This window comes from Sphingomonas sp. TX0543 (assembly GCF_048565505.1).
In the GTDB taxonomy this organism is placed as follows: Bacteria; Pseudomonadota; Alphaproteobacteria; order Sphingomonadales; family Sphingomonadaceae; genus Sphingomonas.
Genome location: NZ_JBLZUS010000002.1, coordinates 3253779 through 3273099, shown reverse-complemented (window position 1 = coordinate 3273099; position 19321 = coordinate 3253779). Strand labels below are relative to the sequence as shown.

The window sequence follows — 19321 nt, the reverse complement described above, 5'->3', positions numbered from 1 at the left end:
ATGATCGCAAGTCTCATGGCGCTGTCCGTCCGCGCACGATGGGCGGTGCTGTTCATCTTCCTCGCGATCGCGGGCGTCGGCCTGTGGCAGCTCACCAAGCTGCCGATCGACGCGGTTCCCGACATCACCAACAAACAAGTCCAGATCAACACTGTCGACAGGCGCCTCTCCCCGGTCGAAATGGAAAAGCTCGTCACCTATCCGATTGAGACCGCGCTCGCCGGCATTCCTGGATTGGAGACGACCAGGTCGATCTCGCGTAACGGGTTCAGCCAGGTTTCCGCGATTTTCTCCGAGGGCACCGATCTTTATTTCGCGCGTCAGCAGGTCGGCGAGCGGCTGACCCAGGCGCGCGACACTTTGCCTGACGGAATCCAGCCACAGATCGGTCCGGTTACAACTGGCCTGGGTGAGGTCGTGATGTACACCGTGCGATACCGCAACCCCGGTGGGAAGGGTGGCAAGGTCGAGAATGGTCAACCCGGATGGCAGTCGGACGGCAGCTATCTGACGCCCGAGGGCGATCGGTTGACGAACGAGGTGGAGCAGGCCGGATTCCTCCGCACTGTACAAGACTGGATCGTCCGCCCGCAGTTGCGGGCGGTTTCCGGCGTCGCCGGCGTCGACTCGATTGGCGGCTATGCCAAAACCTTTGTCGTGGAGCCTGATCCGACAAAGCTGGCGACCTACGGCATCTCCTACAGCGAGCTTGGTGAGGCATTGGAAAACGCCAATCTCGCGGTTGGGGCCAACTACTACAACCGCGGTGGCGAAGGCTACCTGGTTCGGCTCGACGCGCGGGTGCGCTCGGTCGACGAAATCAAGAACGCGGTCGCCGCTACGCGGGGCGGTGTGCCGATAACGGTGGGACAAATCGCCAACGTCGAGAGCGGCGGCGATCTCCGCACGGGCGCGGGCAGTGTGAATGGCAAGGAAGCGGTGATCGGTACCGTTCTCATGCTGATCGGACAAAATAGTCGGATCGTCGCGCAAGATGTGGGCACAAAGCTGGATCAAATCTCTAATACATTGCCGCCGGGTGTCGAAGTCGAGATCGTGCTTAATCGCGCTAAACTTGTCAGCTCGACGGTCGCTACGGTCGAGCGCAATCTGACCGAGGGCGCCATCCTCGTCGCAGCATCCCTCTTCCTCTTGCTCGGCAACTGGCGCGCGGCAGTTATTTCGGTGCTCGTGATCCCCTTCTCGTTCTTGATGATGGCTATAGGAATGAACGCGTTCCGGGTTCCGGGCAATCTGATGAGCCTCGGGGCGCTCGACTTCGGGCTGATCGTCGACGGGGCGGTCATCATCATCGAAAACTGTCTGGCGCGGCTCGCGCACCGACAGGAGCATGAGGGGCGACTTCTCACCCTTCGCGAGCGGCTTGAGGAAACCATGCGGGCCTCCCAGGAGATGATCAAGCCCACCGTGTTCGGACAGGCGATCATCCTGCTCGCCTTCGCGCCGCTGCTGATGTTCACCGGTGTCGAGGGCAAAACGTTTTCGCCGATGGCGATCACGATCATGCTCGCGCTCGTCGCGGCGTTCATTCTGGCGCTGACGTTCGTGCCGGCGATGGTGGCGCTGTTGATCCGGGGCCGCGTCGCTGAGAAGGAGGTGTGGTTGATCGCCAAGGCCAAGGCGCGCTACCTACCCCTGCTCGACAAGGCGGTGGCGCGACCGTGGCCGTTCATCGTGGGCGGCTTCGCCTTCTTCCTAGCCGCAGTGCCGGCTTTCGGGTTGCTTGGCTCCGAATTCATTCCCCAGCTCGACGAGAAAAACATCGCACTCGCATCTACGCGCGTGCCTTCCGTCAACCTGGAACAATCGCTCGCGATGCAACGCCAGGTGGAAGCGGCTGTGACGAAACTGCCCGAAGTGGAGCTGATGTTCTCTAAGACAGGCACGGCGGAGGTTGCGACCGATCCGATGCCGCAGAACATGTCGGACGGTTATGTCATTCTCAAGCCACAGGATCAGTGGCCCGCGGGCGTCCACACCAAGGCGGAAGTCATTGAGCGCATCGAGAAGGCTTCTGGCGGTCAACTAGGTCAGCTCTATGAGATGAGCCAACCGATCCAACTGCGCTTCAATGAGCTCATCGCGGGTGTGCGCGGGGACGTGGCGATCAAGCTCTACGGTGACGACCTCGACAAGATGACCCAAACGGCTAACGAGATGGTCCGTATTCTGCAGTCGATCCCAGGCGCGGGCAGCGTCAAGGCTGACCAGGTTGGCGGTGCGCCCACGCTTGACGTCAAGCTCGACCGAGCCGCCATAGCGCGCTACGGTCTCACCGTTCGGGAGGTAGCCGATACAGTCTCCGCAGCACTCGGGGGTCGCGAGTCCGGACTGCTCTACGAGGGAGATCGGCGGTTCGACATCACGGTTCGCGTCCCTGAAGCCACGCGGATAAGTCTGGATGAAATCCAAGCGCTGCCGGTGCTGCTTCCGGACAAAGTCGGCCAGTCTCGCCAACAGGTGCCGCTCGCGCAGGTTGCGCAAATTGGCGTTACCCAAGGGCTGAATGAGATCAGGCGTGAGAACGGCAAGCGTCGCCTCGCTATTCAGATTAACCTTTTGGGCCGAGATGCCGGGTCATTCGTCGCCGAAGCACAATCAAAAATCGCCCAAGTCAAGCTACCAGCGGGTTACTATCTCGAATGGGGTGGCCAATTCCAGAGTCTCCAGGATGCGACCCGCAGGCTCGCGATCGTGGTGCCGTTGTGTTTCCTTGCCATCTTCGGTCTGCTCTATTTGGCGCTTGGAGGGCTCGGACGTGCTGCGGCCGTGTTTCTAGCCGTGCCGCTCGGGCTCGCAGGGGGTGTGTTCACGCTCGCCATGACCGGAATTGCTTTCTCGGTCTCGGCCGCCGTCGGGTTCATCTGCCTCGCCGGTGTCGCCGTACTTAACGGTTTGGTGGTGATGACCGCGATCCGCGAGCGCATTGAAGCCGGGATGCTACTGGTCGATGCAATCAAGGAGGGCATGACCGAGAAGATGCGAGCGGTGGTGATGACCGGCTTCGTGCCGGCCATCGGCTTCGTGCCAATGGCGCTTGCACACGGCACCGGCGCCGAGGTGCAGAAGCCGCTTGCTACTGTCGTGATCGGCGGACTGGTTGCGGCAACCATACTGACGCTGCTCGTCCTCCCGGCGATCTCCAAAGTTGTACTTGGGTACGGGGAACGCTGGGGCCGACGCGAAGACGGTCAAGCGCCAGAGTCGGCGGGTAATCCCGTGTCCCGAGCCTGAAGGAGCCGGTATGAAAGCGTGTTGCTTCGGTGAAGGAATGGAGCGGTGAGATGATCGCCGTGGAGGCCAGGGTGCACCCCCTCGTGGCATCACGATCGTTGAGCGGATTGCTGATCCCCAACGAGAATGGAGATGCACCCATGTCTTACGATTATCACATCGGCGTGGATTACCACAAAGCCTACACGTACCTGTTGGTCCAGGACAGGGGCGGGCAGGTCCTGCGCTCGGGCAAGGTGAAGAACGACCCGGGCTCGCTTGCCGGGTTTTTGACGCCCTATCTGGAGAACAGCCATGCGGTGATGGAAGCGAGCCGCAACTGGACGGTGATGTACGACTGGCTCGACGAGCTGTGCGACGATGTCGTGCTCGCGCCCCCGTTGAAGGTGAAGGCGATCGCCGACGCCAAGATCAAGACCGACAAGATCGACGCGACGATCCTGGCGCATCTGCTGCGGGCGGACCTGATCCCGGAATCCTACGTGCCGCGCGAGGCCGCCCGAGCGCTACGTCAGGCGCTGCGAGAGCGGATCTTCTTCGTGCGGCTGCGCACGATGGTGAAGAACCGGGTGGTGACGATCTTCGACCGCTATCCGGAGCAGACCCGAGCACTGCGGGAGATGACCGACCTGTTCGGCAAGATCGGGCGTGGCCAGCTCGAGCTGCTTTCGGTGTCGACGATCGATCGCGAGCATATCGACCGTGCCATCGCCTTCATCGATGACATCAACCAGCGGATCCACGCGTCGGAAAAGACGATCCGACGCTTCAGCGCTGACAATGCGGACGTCAAACGCCTGAAGACGATCCCTGGCGTGGGTGAGTTCTTCGCGCGCCTGATTGCCGCCGAGATCGACGATGTCACACGCTTCCGCTCGGCGAAGAAGCTCGCCGCCTATGCCGGTCTCGTACCGTCGACCTATGCCAGCGGCGGTAAATGCTGGAACGGGCGGCTCATCAAGACCGGCAACAAGTGGCTGCGCTGGGCCTTTGTGGAAGCGGCAGTTCCCGCCATGCGCGCTGAGCCCGCTCTCAAGTTCGATTATGAGCACTTGAAAGTGACCAAAGGTACCAATCGCGCCAAGGTCGTGATCGCGCGCAAGCTATTGACGATCGCCTACCAGGTGCTGCGCGACCAGCGCGACTATGAGTGCCGCGACGCGCTGGAGCGACGGTCTAATCTTTCCCGGCTGTCCTGATCATGCCTTAGTGGGTTCCGCATCGCGGGGCCGCACTCTCAAGGAAAATGGGAAGTCGAGAGCCGAACACCGGAATGTGATCAAGCCCATCGGGTGAGGTCACGGATTGGAGAATGGCTCACTGCCGTGAAGAACGAGGACAGGGCGTCTGTCCTCGAAACCCTAAACTCGTCCGGACCGGCGCCGACGGACACAGAGCAAATCAGAACCCACGAGAAAATGCGGCATTCCGCTCGTATCCAACTCTTGAGTTCTTTCATTGGAGAGAAGCCATGGCAAGCATAAAGTTGCTCCGGATCTATACCGACGAGGCAGCGCATTTCGGCGACGAAAAAGTGTCCGAGGTGGTGGCGGAACGCGCGCGCAAGGCAAAGCTGGCCGGCGTGACGGTGGTGCGGGCACTTTTCGGATTCGGCCATAGCGCGCACCAGCACCGGCATCATTTGCTCGACGAGGACCAACCGCTCATCATCGAGATCATCGATGAGGAGGCGCACCTGCGTGCCTTCGCAGCCTCGCTCGCGGACATCCCGGGGATCGGGTTGATAACACTCGAGGCCGTCGAGATATTGTTTGAGGCATCGTCATCCGAAGAACACCCACAGCTGCCCACCGGCTGACGAGGCTAGCATGACAAGTCCCGTCCACACCCGAGCCTCGCTCGGAAGGTTCGCTGTCTATCTTGGCATAGCGGTCGCGATTACGGTGCCGGCATTAGCGCTGCGGCTGGGGGGATGGCGACCGGACCCGTTGCTTGATGCGCTGCTGTTCGGTGGCGCGATTTTAGCGGCCGGGTTCATGCTCTCCTGGGGTGCCGAGGCGGCCGAGAAGCGGATCAGCCAGGGCCTCATTGTTGCGGCTATCGCTTTAATCACGGTGCTGCCCGAATACGCAGTCGATTTCTATTATGCCTATGTCGCGGGTCAGAACCCGGACTCGAACTATGTCCATTATGCGGCCGCCAACATGACGGGTGCGAACCGTCTTCTCGTGGGCTTGGCGTGGCCTACGCTCGTGCTCATTCACTGGTTTCGTACGCGGGAGCGCCAAATCGACCTTGCCCCGGTCAACGCCGCGGAAGTCACGTTCCTGCTTATCGGCTCCATCTGGTCGTTTACAATCCTGCTGCGCAATGAGATCGGCCTACTCGATACGGTGGTGCTTGTCGCCGTCTTCGGCGTTTATGTCTGGCGCGTCAGCCGCCTTCCGAAGGCGGAAGAGGGCGAAGACGACGAACCCGGCCCGGCGGCGGCGCTGGCGACACTGTCCTCTGGTCGGCAATGGCTCGTCATGGGTGCCCTCACGATCGTTGCAGCCGCGGTGATCCTGGTGTCGGCGGAGCCCTTTGCCGAAGCGATGGTGGGCTCGGGCCGCGTGCTGGGATTCGACGAATTCCTGCTCATCCAGTGGCTCGCGCCGCTCGCGAGCGAAGCGCCCGCGGCCACGATTGCGATCCTGTTCGTCCTGTCGGGCCGCGCCGCCAACGGGCTCGCGACGATGATCTCTGACAAGATCAATCAGTGGACGTTGCTCGTCGGCATGCTGCCGCTGGCGATGAGCCTCGGCGCGGGCAGTTTTTCCGCACTGCCGCTCGATGCGCGGCAACATGAGGAATTTTTCCTTACCGCTGCCCAATCGATTTTCGGGATCGCGTTGCTCTTGAGGCTTCGGCTCAGCCTCTGGGGAGCGCTCGCCCTCGCCATCCTGTTCCTGGTGCAGGTTGGACTGGCGCTACGCTTCCTCGGCGGCGAGACCGCCGCGATCGCCACGTTGACCGGGCTTGCCTGGGCCTATCTGGCGCTGGCGATGATCGTCTTCATCGCTAATGCAAAGTCGTTCGGTCTCCTGCTGCGTGTCGGCATATCGTAAGCGCGAAATTCAGCGCACCTGTTCGGTTGAGTGATGCGGTGTGAAGGAAGTGTCCACCAAGGATGAGGTGGACACATGCAGATGCTGCCGATGGGCCGGTGTGGTCTCCAGGTCGTGCGGGTGACGAGTAACGGCCGGCGCTATTACTATGTGGCGGGGAAGGCCCGTTGGTTGAGGCGTGCCTGGAGCCGGGGGTACCCTTACGCCGGTTCCCTCCGATCATGCAGCTTCCACCGACCGGATAAGCCGGGTCAGGGTCGCGCCTTCGATGCCGCTATCGAAGCGAAGACGCCGCCCTTGCGCCAGACACAGCTCGACGACGGAGGGTGAAACTATCCGCTCCCCGCGCGCGGGCTCGTAGCCATCCGGCGGGAGCCGCTTGTTGATGGGCGGCGGTGTCCTCAGGACGTCCTTAAGTTCGCACATAAGGACGCACGTTAGGACGGCGATGACACAGGTAACGGTGTTGACGGGGGCGAACCGCCGCCGGGATTGGTCGGATGAGGAGCGGCTGGAGATTTTGCGGGAGGCGTTCGCGCCGGGCGCGAAGGTCCAGCACGTTGCCCGGCGTTACGACATTTCTCGCAGTCTGATCTATGAGTGGCGGAGGGCTGCTTTGCGCCGCGCACGGGCTGCCTTCGTTCCGGCGGTGGTCGACGATGCGCCCGATCCGACCCTGGCTCCGTCGCCGCCGCCCGAGCCGGAAGCGGCGATCGTGCTGGAGATGGCCGATGGGCGCCGCATGCGGATTTCGGCGTCGGCGCCACCCGCGCTGGCGGCGGCCGCACTGAGGGCGGTGCGGTGATTCCATCGGGCGCGCGAGTGTGGATCGCGATGGGCCACACCGATATGCGACGTGGGATGCAGAGTCTGGCGGCGATGGTCCAGCAGCACTTCACCAGGGACCCGTTCGCCGGCGATCTGTGGGTCTTTCGGGGCCGCAGCGGCACGCTGATCAAGATTATCTGGCACGACGGGATTGCTATGTCGCTCTACACGCGGCGGCTCGAGCGAGGTAAATTCATCTGGCCCTCGGCGAAGGACGGCGTCGTGTCGCTGACGAGTTCGCAACTTTCCTGCCTGCTCGACGGGATCGACTGGCGCAACCCGCAGTATTCCTGGCGTCCGCAGAGCGCTGGCTGAGCGTCGGTTTCCTTCGCAGGCCACCGCATTTTCAGGTTGCACCGGGCGGCTGGGGCCTGTCGGAAATTTTGTGCGCGGAGCCGGTTTCGTTCATCAGGCGATGAACCGTTCACCGAAGATAACGGCGAATTGGGTTTTAGCCTCGAACCACTCGCGCGGGGCCCGTTTCCACTCGTCGGCCGCCTGATTGAGAACAAGGTATAACAGCTTCATCGCGGCCTCGTCACCCGGGAAGTGGCCGCGGGTACGAACAGCGCGGCGTAGCTTTGAGTTGAGCGCCTCGATCGCGTTCGTGGTGTAAATGATCCGGCGGATCGGCGCGCTGAATGCAAAAAACGGGATGACCTGCTCCCAATGGCGGCGCCAGCTTTGTGCGATTGCAGGATATTTTCGGCCCCAATGGCCTTCCTCGAAGGCGTCCAGCGCGGCGCGGCCGGCATCGGCATTTTCCGCGCGATAGACGCTGCGCAGAGCACTGGCGATGGCCTTGCGATCTTTCCAGGAAGCAAAGCTCATCGAGTTGCGGATCAGGTGCACCACGCACGTTTGAACGACGGTTTCCGGGAATACGGCGTTGATCGCCTCCGGGAAGCCCTTCAGGCCATCGACGACCGCGATCAGGATATCGGCCACGCCACGGTTCTTGAGCTCGTTCATCACGCGCAGCCAGAATTTGGCACCCTCGGTCTGCTCGATCCAGATGCCGAGGATCTCCTTCGTGCCGTCCGGCAAGATGCCCAGCGCGATGTAGACCGCCTTGTTGCGGACGAACCCTTCGTCGCGGATCTTCACCCGGATCGCGTCAAAGAAAACAAGCGGATAGCAAATATCGAGCGGGCGGCCCTGCCATTCCGCGACCGTTTCCAGCACCGCGTCCGTGATCGTCGAAACCAGGTCCGGCGAGACGTCGATGCCGTACAGCTCCTCGAGGTGCCCGCGGATCTCGCGCACCGTCATGCCCCGCGCGTACATCGAGATGATCTTCGCGTCGAAATCGGGAAAGCGCCGCTGGTATTTGGCGATCAGCTTCGGGTCGAACGTCCCGGCCCGGTCACGCGGTATGTCCAGCGTCATCTTCGACGCACCCGTCAACACCGTCTTCTTCGACGAACCGTTACGCCGATTGGCAGCGCCCGCGGCTTCCTCGCTTTCCAGATGATCATCCAACTCCGCTGACAGCATCCGCTCCGACAGCGCCTTCTTCAGTTCGTCTATCAAGCCGTCCTTGGCAAACAGCTCATTCGGATCCCGCCCTGCCAGCAACTGATCCAATACGTCCTTCTCGATCGCCATGCCGATGGTCCTTTCTCTTCCATCTTATGGCTCCGCGCACAAAATTTCCGACAGGCCCGGCGGCTGGCGATGATTCACTTCGCTTGTGGAAGCTGCCGTTTCGCCCTTTCCGGACGACGCCGATGCGCTCAAGGCGCTCCTCGCGACGGCGCTTCTGAGAGCTGACGAGGCCGAGCAACGCGCCGCAGATGTCGAGGCCGAACTGGCCAACGCCCGTGCCCTCGCGAGCACCACCGAGGCGATGATCGCGCACCTCAAGCTCCAGATCGCGAAGCTGAAGCGCGAGCAATATGGTCCCAGCGCCGAACGCACCCGCCGCCTGCTCGAACAAATGGAGCTCAAGCTTGAGGATCTGGAAGCCGACGCGGCCGAGGACGAACTCGCCGCCGAAGCCACCGCGGCGAAGACGGCGACCGTTTCCGCATTCCAGCGCAGGAAGCCGGTCAGAAAGCCGTTCCCCGAACATCTGCCACGCGAACGCGTCATCGTGCCCGCGCCGTGCTCGTGCCCGGCTTGTGGCGGCGAGCACCTGTCCAAGCTCGGCGAGGACGTGACCGAGACGCTCGAGGTGATCCCGCGCGCGTGGAAGGTCATCCAGACAGTGCGCGAGAAGTTCGCCTGCCGCGATTGCGAGAAGATCACCCAACCGCCTGCGCCGTTCCACGTCACGCCGCGCGGATGGGCCGGCCCCGGCTTCCTCGCCATGCTGCTGTTCGACAAATACGGCCAGCATCAGCCGCTCCACCGCCAGGCCGAGCGCTTCGCCAGCGAAGGTGTGCCGCTCAGCGTGTCGACCCTCGCCGACCAGATCGGTGCGGCCTGCCACGCGCTCATGCCGGTCTTCCACCTGATCGAGGGGCACACATTCGCTGCCGAGCGCCTGCATGGCGACGATACCACCGTGCCGGTCATGGCCAAGGGCAAGACTGTCACCGGTCGATTATGGGATTACGTGCGTGACGATCGCCCCTTCGGGGGCAACGACCCGCCGTCGGTCGTCTTCTACTATTCCCGCGATCGGTGCGGTGACCATCCACGGCACCACCTCGCGGGCTGGTCAGGGATTCTGCAGGCCGACGCCTATACCGGCTACAATGAGCTCTATGTGCCCAACCGGCAGCCGGGGCCGATCCTGGAGGCGGGATGCTTCGCTCATGCGCGCAGAAAGTTTTTCGAGCTCGCTGACGTCGAGGGCGCGGCACGCAAGAAGAGCCGTGGCAAGAAGGCACCGATCGTCTACCCGATCGCGCTCGAGGCCGTGCAGAAGCTCGACACCCTGTTCGCGATCGAACGCGATATCAACGGAAAGAGCCCGGCCGAGCGCAGCGCGGTCCGGCATGAACTCAGCGCGCCACTGATGAGCGAGCTCCACGATTGGTTGAATGCACAACTCGCCCGGATCTCACGCAACCACGATCTCGCCAAGGCCATCAACTATATGCTGCGCCGTTGGGACGCGTTCACCCGCTTCCTCACCGATGGCAGGATCTGCTTGTCGAACAACGCCGCCGAGCGGTCGCTGCGCTGTGTACCTCTCGGGCGCAAGTCGTGGTTGTTCTGTGGCTCCGACCGCGGCGGTCAGCGGGCGGCGGTCGCTTATTCTCTCATCCAGACCGCTCGCCTCAACAACGTCGATCCACACGCCTGGCTCGCCGACGTCCTTGCCCGCATCGCCGACCATCCCGCCAACCGCCTCGACGAACTGCTGCCGTGGAATTGGCGCAACACTCAGATCGCAATCGCCGCCTGATCCAAACTACCCTGCGGTCTCCGGCGAATGCTTACGCGGGCTCAGCGTTCAGCATGGGAGCGCCGATGTCGACCGGCACAAAGGTCGGCCCAACCGGCGCCGGCAGCAATCCTCGCTTTTTGAACTGACCGCGCCAATTATAAATCTGGCTTCGTGACACATCGTAGCACCGCGCAACGCGCGCCAACGTCTCGCCGTTCAGCCCCACCGCGGCGAGGATCTCCAGCTTCTCCGCGTCCGCCCAATGACGTCGCCGTTCCCGGCCCAATACCTCCACCGCCACCCCTCGCTCTCGCTCAGGACGTCCATATCGACGTCCTTATGGACGTCTCTTACCCGCTCATCTCACCTCCCGGCAGGCGGCCTCACCCCTTCGGTTACGGCGAAGCGCTGGGTGCCCTATTCCTACATTTACCCATTCGCGGAAGCTGGGGCAGGGGGGCTAATGGCGGCGGGCGCGCTGACTTGGCTGTCGGTGCCGGTGGCGCTCATCATCGGGATGATCGGCGCCGTTTCGGTGTTCAAGGCCGTCTATATCGACAAACGAGAGCTGAAGTGCGTTTGCGTGGGCGGGGACATCAACGTGCCGCTCGGCTTCATTTCGCTCACCGAGAACGTGATGATGATGGCGATGGCGCTTTGGATGCTGGCGGCGCCGGCTTCGACGGCGATGGCGTTGCCCCCGATGTGAGGCTGGCCCGCAACGTGAAAAATCGGACCGATCGTCTGGTAAAGCGCAAGGTAGGTTGGCGGCTGAGCGTCCACGCCCGACCTGTGCAGAAAATTCTATAGCCTCAAGAGTCTATTGCTTGGGAATGAGGTTAGATCGCCGTGCCGTTGCCGCGAACGCAATACCAACTCTAAAATGTCGCCGAACGGCAATCGTCAGTAGATGCCGATATTCAACACGAGTCCCTCCCGGAGGAGTGACTCGTGTTCTATGCCTTTGCTGAATGCGATTACTTGGCTTTCGCGTGCGCGGCCTTCATCTTCATAGGTGCTTTGTGAACATGTTTGGCGGCCTGTGAATGCGAATGGGCCGCCTTGGCGCCCTTGTGGTGGGGTGAGGCGGCGGCGATCTGGGGCAGGGCAATGAGTGCGGCTGCGGGCAGCAGGAGGAAAAGGCGACGCATGGCAAATCTCCATTCCGGGGAATTCCGGCGGTGGAGACGAGTATTGTTTAATCATCTGTCAAGTCCTTGTCGCCCTGATGAAATCGATGACAGCCAAGTTGCCGCCGCCGGAATTCATCGACACTCGGTACGGCATGCTGCCGCAGATCCTGTACTAAAGTCCCCTCATGAGTTGTTTCCGGCCGGCGTCTCACGTCTGCGCGCGCCTGAATGCAAAAGAACCGGGCGGTGTGCCCGGTTCTTCGGTTCATGTTAACTCGCGACAGGGCAGGGCGCGATTCAATGGCCGTAATAGGTGTTGCCATGGCCTCGATTATGGCCACCCCAGCGGACGGTCGGTCGAGAATGGTAATAATCGTCGCCCGCGTAGTGGGCATTTCCGCTCGCATGTCCCCAGCGCTGGCTGTGGCCAGGTCGACTACCATACCCATGGCTGTCGTGCCTGCTTCGTTCCGCCCAATGCTCATTATGTCCTCCCTCGTAGGCGCGCGGCGCATGGCTGCCGCTATGGCCCCACTCTTGGGCGGTTGCCGCGCTCGGCATCATCGCCGTAACAGAAGTGGCGGCCACCGCGGCGGCAAACATCTTGCGTAACATTACTACTCTCCTTCGCGCGTCTGCTCACACGGAGAACAATGCTAGAAGTAATGCGAGGCCCATGAATTTCTCATGAACATTCCAGTAAGCCAAGGTTTAACTTGATATGATCATAACTGTTTATGTTGGAACTTTGTAATATATATGTTGAAGAGGACGATCGCAGTCTGGCGCCTAACTCCATCTCTATCCTTGACGTTGTGCTGCTGCTTGTTCGTTCCGCGAGGCTGAATCCCGTTGGCCGTCAAGGGTGGGTTGATCGGAGCGCGCGGTGTTCTCGTGCGTAGCCGGTTCGAGTGCCTGCGCCAGTGCCGTTCAGGCTGCCATCCGATCGCAAGCGTCGGCGCATTTGCGACACGCGGCGGCGCAGTCTTCCATTCCGTCCAACCCCTCGCAACTCGCGGCGCACGCCCGACAAATCTCAGCGCAATCGCGGCAGATATGCTGACGGTGAGCGGAGTTGCACGCCATGAAGTCGATCGCGGCAGCGCAAATCTGCGCGCAGTCGAACATGATCTTCACGTGCGCCGGCTGGGTGTGCTGACCGCCCGTCTCAAGGCAATGGTTCATCGCCATATGGAGGCAGGTCACGTTGCATTCGTGACAGGCGTCCATGCACGCCCTCATGTTGGGGTCGATCTGATGCATCGGTTTATCTCCGTTCGGACTCCATCGATCATAACTACGCGCTGTGCGCGCTCACCCCTTGCCGATATCGTTCCGCAGGGCAACGCTACATTGCCCAGCGCCCGAACAGCGTTGCAACGACGACGCCTGCACCAAGCATGACAAGGGTTAGCATCGCCATCGCGGCGATCTGCGGCGGAGTCGCGCGCGAGCCGGACGCCATGCCGCTCATCCCCTGCATCGCGTCATGCTCCATGCCGGGCATCTCCGTCACCGATCGCCGGTCCGCCGCGACCTCGTGGCCGCCATGCCCGAGCACCCGCACCGTGCCCATGCCGTGCTTCAAGCGCACGCCGACAAGCCAAAGGTTGATCGGATAGGCGACGGCGAAACCAACGAGTGTCGCCAGCGACATGACGCCCCAAAAGCGCAGCGAGCTGGCGTGCATCGCGGCCATGTCGCGGCTCATCAACACCACCATCGTCGGGATCATGCCGGCCATGACGGCATTCATCGAAAGCCATTCGGGGATGAACGACATGCGCAGCGCCCCCCTATAGGAACCGCCCGCCATGTCGCGCATGAACAGCGCCTGGAAAATCAGCAGCCCGAACGCGAAGCCGAATGCATATTCCGCGACCACGTCCTGCCACATCGGCAAGCCAAGCGCCGTGGTGATCGCGGCCGCGGCGATGACGCCAGTCGCGTCGCCCGCCATGCAATGGATGGCCGAGCCGAATGCCTGCTTCCATAGCGGCCGAACAAAATCCTCATGCCGCTCGTTCGCGGGTTCCTGGCAGGACAGGACATAGGCCGCGGCCATGATCGGACCGCCGTAGAGCGTGACCAGCAGCCACCCCCATTTCATCACTTTCAGCTCGGGGTTGCGAGTGAAGGCATCCCACGCGACGTAGGCGACGGAAAGTGCGGTCAGCACGAACCACGCGACCAGCACGGAATCGAGCCAGGGAACTTGGGAAGACATCGTCACGGCAGCTTTGCTCCTCTGCTAGAGGATACGCGGCTCCGAACGCAAACCCTTATTCGCCGGCGTCTCAGGCGAGCTTGCTGGACACGGCCTTGATGGCCTTCAACCCCGATCCGAACCGCGCGATGGCATCCCTATTCTTCTCCAGCTCGCCATAGGGCAAGTAGGATATGTCGAGGTCGGCGACGCGGCTGAATGCCGGTCGCTGCAATTGCGCGCGAACGTCCGCCTCGCGCGCGTCTGGCGCGACAAGGAACAGCCCGGCGGTCGCGTGAAGATCGCTGCCGCTCAGCGCCAAGTCGAGCATTCTGACGATGCCCGAATAGATCGAGGTCGAATGCTCCACCTCGAACGCGGCGGCCACGTGATCGCCGGCCTTCTCAAGCCACAGAACATCGATCAGGCGGATGGAGTCCGCGCCCTTCGACGTCGCGATCGTGTCGGGCAGGCGCTCAAGGCAACCGGCTCCAAGGGGCGATCCGTTGAAGGACCGGCTGCGATCGTTTGCGGCGATCCACACGTCATAGCCGATCGCCAGCCCTAGATCGCGAAGCCACGCCTGTATCTCGGTATGCGTGCGCTCGTTCTCACCTTCACGCTGCGCGGCCTTGCTGAGCGTGCGCGCTTCCTCGCGCGCTGCCTCAAGTTGCTGACTCCAGGTCGTCAGCGCTGCTCCAGTTCCATCGAGGGGAGGAGCAGGGTAGCGATCGGAGCCGATGTCGAACAGCAAGCCGCCGATCGCGCCAAGGTCGTTCGACAGGAGGTCGCGGTGGCGTTCGTTCAAATCGAGAATGCCGGTCCGCATTGCCAGAAAATGCTCCCAGCTCCCGAGCTTCACGTTTGCGCCGGTCAGCGCGTTATAGCCCCTGACGATAGCGGTGTTGAAGGGCGGCATCAGCGTTGGGTGAAGAAAATAGAGCAGGTTGGCGACAGCCGGCCCGAGCCCCTTGATCTTCAAGCGGTCGATCGCGTGAATATGGCCGATGATCTCCTCAGCCGTGTCGCAGCAGGAACAAGAGTCGAGCAGACGACCGAACGCGCGTTGGTTGTCGGCGCTTTCGTAGATGTCGGGGATGCGCAGTTTCGGTTTCCAGAGAAATGCATGGTCGGCGCCTCTAAAGATTTGGCGCTGTTCCGCGACGGAGTGGACGACGGTTTCAAGTGAAGATCCACGATAGGCGACGCCGAACGTACCCACCTCGATCTCGTCGACAACCTGGGCGATGCCGCGCCGGATCGAGCGGAAGTTCTTGAGCCGTTCGTCCCACAGAAACCAGTTCCGGTAGGTCGCGCCAGGGTCGTCGCGCCAGCGCATGACCAACCGGCGAACAAGGCCGTCGTGCGTCTCACTTTGAATGGGCTGGCAGCTGGTAGTCGTCATAGGTCCGGAATTCCCCCTGGAGACGTGCAGGTTAGAATGGCCTCTTGGAATCGTCGAGCGTTTGTATCTGATCAGGCGGAATTCGCTGCCGAGTTTACTGCGCGGTCATGCGTAGCGGCGTGCGGACAACCCTCACATTACGTCAAATACGATGGCTTGTGCATGCCTGTACGAGCCATTTTCGACAAGCCGCATCGCGCACCGATCCTGAAGGAGAATGATTGGCGGCCGAAGCTGCCGTAAGGCACAGCCTTGGACAAGCTGACTTCGGCTGTGTTGCGGCATTGTCGCGATCGGCGCCACGAGCCGTCGCGCCGCTCTCTCGCTTCGTCAGCCGCTGCAACGCTGCCGACGCCGAGGCAGGATCCGAGAAGATTTCCCCGTGAAACCTCGCATTGTCGCGGCGCGCCGTTGGCGAAAGCAACAACAATTTTCAGTTTTGAGGCGGCCAAACCGCCTGGAAGACTGCTATCGTGGTCAATGGTACGCCCAAGCCAGGCTTGGAGCCAGATTTGGCCGCTCCGCAGCCCTCCATCTGGGTTCACGCGGCGGGCAGGCCATCCTCACCTGGGAACCTATGGCCTGCGCGATTACTCTTTGATGGATCCAGGCCCCGCTCGCGTCTGCGCGAGAAAGCTCGCGATATACGCGTCAATACTATATGCAAACGCAGAACAGACAATGCGGTGTTAGCGGGCGCGGGCCGACAATTTTGTGTCGGCCCGGCCGCAAGCAAAGTATCATCAAAATCCCCACGCAAGCCGCGCCTGCCTCAAGGTGGTCTCGTCAGCGTAGCAGCCAATCGAACCCCGGAGTTTCCCGTTTACTTGTCAACCGGAGGCTTGCGGCTCGACGTATGTAGGACCATAATCCTCCAACTTCCAGAAACTTTCTTGAGCACGCTGGTGGCAACGCCGCGCCGCTGAACCTTCTCGCCATTCCTGGTTGTGATCGTGTAGTCGTAAGCCTCGTCCGCTAACGCAAGGCCATCCTCCATTCTGACCGACGCGCGGTAGTTGCTGAAACGGAACGAAGAGAATTGCTTAAGCTCTGGTCCGAGGTGATGCGCGAGATACTGCGGATAAGTCCCTTCGCTGCCTCCGCTTTCGAAAATCTCGGAGTCGGAAGAGAACAATTGCTCTGTGCCGGTAGCATCAAGGCGCTCGATCGCCTCCTTATATTGTTCGAGAACCGCCCGAACCGCTACGGTCTCCGGTGAACCTGATTGGGCGAAGGCAGGAGTGGTCAGTAATGTCGCGATAGCGAGGAAGCGCGGTAGACCGCTCCGCAATGCACGCCGACACCACGCTGATGTGTCTGGGCGTGTCTGGGCACGAAAGAACGTAGCGCGCATGATCTTACCTTCAAAAGAGCAGTTTCAATGATTGGTGCAGCTTGGCGGGGATCGTTCACCTGCGTCAAGACCTCGCGTGGCAAACTTGCGCGGCTGCAACCCAATCGCTCGAGAGAGCCGGCCCGCGGCGAAGCCAATCGCTAATCGCCCGCACCATCTTCATCGAGGCCTTCAATATTTTGACGACGTGGAAGGCTCGACATTCCCGCGAAGTGAGAGGCGAAAGATGAGTGTTTCCCTTCCGACGGCGATAGAACATCCGCGATCTTCGGCTGCGGAACTGGATTCCGCCTCTGAAGCCTCCAATCCAATAGCTTGACCAACCGAAAAAGGCTGCTGCTGCTGATGACACCGTTTTAATCATCCAGTCAGCCTGCAGTCGGGGTGTACGGGGACAATCCGTCGCTGACCTGGGACCGGCTATGCGCGCGCATTTGAACCTGAAGACGCCTGCCGTTTCGAAGATCGCGCTATAAGGCAGGACCGCGAAATGTTGAAGGCGATCTTTGGTGGCGGGTTCTAATGGCAAAGCGTTCGCAGGGCGGCTGCGTAATGCAGTTGACTCAGTTATTTCCGATTCGCCGCGTCAAACGGAATTGGTCAGCGCTGTCGCGAACACTAAGCAAGCAGCAGCGACTCGCTCGCTGGATCGAATTGCTCAATCGCCGTCCGACCGAGATGCTACGTTTGCTGCCGCCGACGTGGTGCCTCACGCTCGCGGAGCAAAAGACGCTATTGACGAGCGGAACTGCCATAGAAATAGCTTATCTTGATCCTATTCTTCGTTTGAATGGATTGCGGGATCCACATCTGACAGACGCAATGGCGTTTTTCGGGCTGAGTTCAAAAGACGCCGACCGAATTTTCGGAAAATCACGGTACAACGAAGAGCGCTCCGCGGGTGATACCGTCATACGAATCCAGAATGTCGCCAATAAACGTCGCGAACATAGATTGGTATGTTCATTTTTGTTGGCGTCGGGGCTGATTGCCGCAGCTTTGTCTTTCCTATTTTGAGTGCGCCGTACGAGATAGTGTTGCGGTTGCTGTGGCTGTCCACGGCGCGGGGAGGCCAGAGACAGGAGGCGTTTCTTCGGCGGTGGCATACGAAATCGCCGCTCCGCCTGCGCGTTGGTCTGCGCTCCGCGACAACACTTGCTGGTAATCGTGCCGATTCGCGCTAATGCGAGTTGATCGCAATCAATATTTTTTGTTAATGCGGCAAATGTACGAGGCGAGATGACCGAACTGACTATCGGCGCACACAGTGCGGCTGCCTATTTCGCGCCTTCCGGCGCGATCGGGACGTCCGGTTTCTTACTGCGGTCCCTGCGTCAGACACTAATCGCATTGCTCTTCCTCGTCGCGATACCTGAAGCTCTTCACGCGGCCCATACAGCCGACCACGATGAGGTGCAAACCGCATGGCGGCTGCTTGACTATGTGGCGGTCGACTACAGCGGCGCGGTCGAGCACGGCCGCATTAAGAATGCGTCCGAATATGCCGAGATGACCGAGTTCGCAGCCTCGGTTTCGGGTCGTCTCCGCAATCTGCCGGCTATGGCAGAGCGCAAGGCGCTCATCGAAGGGGCCGCCAACCTCCAAGCTATGATTGCCCGAAAGAGCGCGCCGGGAGGCGTTACAACGCTCGCTCACCGTCTTGCGGCCGATCTGCTTGTCGCCTATCCGGTGCCGCTTGCGCCCGACAAGATCCCGAACATCGCCGGGGGAGCAGCCTTGTTCAAACAAACCTGCTCGGCCTGCCACGGGATGACAGGCAACGGGCATGGCCCTGACGCGGCCAAGCTCTCAACCCCTCCAATCGCGTTTACTGATGCGGCACGCGCGCGCCAGCGCAGCGTGTTCGCGCTCTACCAAGCGGTCACACAGGGGATCGATGGAACCGCGATGCAGAGCTTCGCCGATCTGCCAACTGATGAGCGTTGGGCGGTCGCGTTCCGCGCCGGAAGCTTTGCGTTCAGCGACGCACAGGCGCGTAAAGGGGAACGGCTGTGGAGGGCGGACGCGGCGCTTCGCCAGCGCATTCCGGATCTTAAAACTTTAGCCACGATCACCCCAGCCGCCCTTGGAGCGGCTATTGGCGAGGCCAAGGCAGATGCGGTGCTCGCGTTTCTGCGCCGTCAGCCCGACCAGGTCATGCAACAGGCTCCTGGCTCGCTGGCGGTAGCGCGGACCAAGCTAGGCGAAAGCGTCGCCGCTGCCCGGCGTGGCGACTGGCGTACGGCGAAAAAGCTGGCACTGTCCGCCTATCTTGACGGGTTCGAGCCGATCGAACCGACACTCACCGCCCGCGACGCGACGGTCATGGGTCGTATCGAAAGCAAGATGGGCGAGTATCGCGCTGCGATTGATCGCGGCGCCGCGCCCGATGATCTCGCCGAAAAGGTAACGGTGCTCGACGGGCTTTTCGACGAAGCGGAAGCCGCGCTCGCGCCCGATACGGCAACAAGGGCCTCCACTTTCGTGGGTGCTTTTACGATCCTGCTACGCGAAGGGCTGGAAGCGCTGCTCATCGTCGTCGCCATGATCGCCTTCCTTCGCAAGGCCGAGCGTGGTGATGCGCTACGCTATGTTCATGGCGGGTGGATCGGCGCACTCCTCGCGGGCGGGATTACCTGGGCGGTCGCCACCTATGCTATCGGGATCAGCGGCGCTTGTCAAAGGGCCCCGAACTTTCCGCAGATGTGGGCGCTTAAAATTCCCTATGCTGG

The 19321-nt window shown here is 61.4% G+C and carries 15 protein-coding genes and 2 pseudogenes; 10 read left to right on the top strand and 7 right to left on the bottom strand.

Going from position 1 to position 19321, the window contains the following annotated elements:
* From ACM61V_RS16300 to tnpB, 6 genes are all read left to right on the top strand, one after another.
* Positions 1-3255 (top strand): efflux RND transporter permease subunit, encoded by a 3255-nt coding sequence (locus tag ACM61V_RS16300; RefSeq protein WP_401531089.1) that lies wholly within the window; start codon positions 1-3, stop codon positions 3253-3255.
* A gap of 140 nt (positions 3256-3395) precedes the next feature.
* Positions 3396-4454 carry an IS110 family transposase gene (locus ACM61V_RS16295; RefSeq protein WP_419714152.1) on the top strand — a complete coding sequence of 353 codons (1059 nt, stop codon included), beginning with the start codon at positions 3396-3398 and terminating at the stop codon, positions 4452-4454.
* A gap of 272 nt (positions 4455-4726) precedes the next feature.
* Complete coding sequence (locus ACM61V_RS16290) at positions 4727-5074, top strand: DUF190 domain-containing protein (RefSeq protein WP_286772161.1); 348 nt, start codon at positions 4727-4729, stop codon at positions 5072-5074.
* Positions 5075-5084: 10 nt separating this feature from the next.
* Positions 5085-6323 carry a sodium:proton exchanger gene (locus ACM61V_RS16285; RefSeq protein ID WP_401531086.1) on the top strand — a complete coding sequence of 413 codons (1239 nt, stop codon included), beginning with the start codon at positions 5085-5087 and terminating at the stop codon, positions 6321-6323.
* 448 nt (positions 6324-6771) lie between these two features.
* Complete coding sequence (gene tnpA / locus ACM61V_RS16280; protein WP_401531084.1) at positions 6772-7128, top strand: IS66-like element accessory protein TnpA; 357 nt, start codon at positions 6772-6774, stop codon at positions 7126-7128.
* Positions 7125-7466, top strand: a complete 342-nt coding sequence (tnpB, locus tag ACM61V_RS16275) for an IS66 family insertion sequence element accessory protein TnpB (protein WP_353744683.1) — start codon at positions 7125-7127, stop codon at positions 7464-7466. The genes tnpA and tnpB overlap by 4 nt, the downstream gene beginning before the upstream one ends.
* Positions 7467-7559: 93 nt before the next feature.
* Here tnpB and ACM61V_RS16270 read toward each other — a convergent pair whose 3' ends face one another.
* A complete protein-coding gene (locus ACM61V_RS16270) occupies positions 7560-8759 on the bottom strand; it encodes an IS256 family transposase (RefSeq protein ID WP_286772157.1) in 1200 nt (399 codons plus the stop codon).
* A gap of 85 nt (positions 8760-8844) precedes the next feature.
* Between ACM61V_RS16270 and tnpC the strand changes: the two genes are divergently transcribed.
* Entirely contained in the window at positions 8845-10509 is a 1665-nt protein-coding gene (tnpC, locus tag ACM61V_RS16265) for an IS66 family transposase (RefSeq protein WP_419714151.1), read from the top strand.
* Between the two features lie 31 nt (positions 10510-10540).
* On the opposite strand, the gene ACM61V_RS16260 is transcribed toward tnpC, so the two are convergent.
* The gene (locus tag ACM61V_RS16260) at positions 10541-10786 is read right to left on the bottom strand and encodes a transposase (protein WP_419714150.1); all 246 of its coding nucleotides are present in this window, start codon (positions 10784-10786) and stop codon (positions 10541-10543) included.
* Between the two features lie 102 nt (positions 10787-10888).
* On the opposite strand from ACM61V_RS16260, the pseudogene ACM61V_RS16255 reads away from it, so the two are divergent.
* A pseudogene (locus tag ACM61V_RS16255) lies at positions 10889-11200 on the top strand (MauE/DoxX family redox-associated membrane protein); the annotation flags it as partial.
* 268 nt (positions 11201-11468) lie between these two features.
* Here the strand turns inward: ACM61V_RS16255 and ACM61V_RS16250 are convergent.
* The 5 genes from ACM61V_RS16250 to ACM61V_RS16230 all read right to left on the bottom strand — a co-directional run bounded on the left by ACM61V_RS16250 (position 11469) and on the right by ACM61V_RS16230 (position 16589).
* The gene (locus ACM61V_RS16250; protein WP_286772155.1) at positions 11469-11642 is read right to left on the bottom strand and encodes a hypothetical protein; all 174 of its coding nucleotides are present in this window, start codon (positions 11640-11642) and stop codon (positions 11469-11471) included.
* A 279-nt stretch (positions 11643-11921) separates the two neighbouring features.
* The gene (locus tag ACM61V_RS16245; protein WP_401531081.1) at positions 11922-12239 is read right to left on the bottom strand and encodes a hypothetical protein; all 318 of its coding nucleotides are present in this window, start codon (positions 12237-12239) and stop codon (positions 11922-11924) included.
* 733 nt (positions 12240-12972) lie between these two features.
* Positions 12973-13851: a DUF4396 domain-containing protein gene (locus ACM61V_RS16240; protein ID WP_401531203.1), complete on the bottom strand. Its 879-nt coding sequence runs from the start codon at positions 13849-13851 to the stop codon at positions 12973-12975.
* Between the two features lie 70 nt (positions 13852-13921).
* On the bottom strand, positions 13922-15235 hold the full coding sequence (locus ACM61V_RS16235) for a type II restriction endonuclease (protein WP_286772151.1): 1314 nt from the start codon (positions 15233-15235) through the stop codon (positions 13922-13924).
* Between the two features lie 823 nt (positions 15236-16058).
* Positions 16059-16589, bottom strand: a complete 531-nt coding sequence (locus ACM61V_RS16230; RefSeq protein WP_286772150.1) for a YybH family protein — start codon at positions 16587-16589, stop codon at positions 16059-16061.
* A gap of 522 nt (positions 16590-17111) precedes the next feature.
* Here ACM61V_RS16230 and ACM61V_RS16225 point away from each other — a divergent pair.
* Together ACM61V_RS16225 and ACM61V_RS16220 are read left to right on the top strand one after the other, a co-directional pair.
* Positions 17112-17606, top strand: coding sequence for a hypothetical protein (locus ACM61V_RS16225; protein WP_286772149.1), 495 nt, complete (start codon positions 17112-17114; stop codon positions 17604-17606).
* A gap of 303 nt (positions 17607-17909) precedes the next feature.
* Positions 17910-19265, top strand: a pseudogene (locus tag ACM61V_RS16220) (c-type cytochrome); the annotation flags it as partial.
* Positions 19266-19321 lie beyond the last annotated feature (56 nt).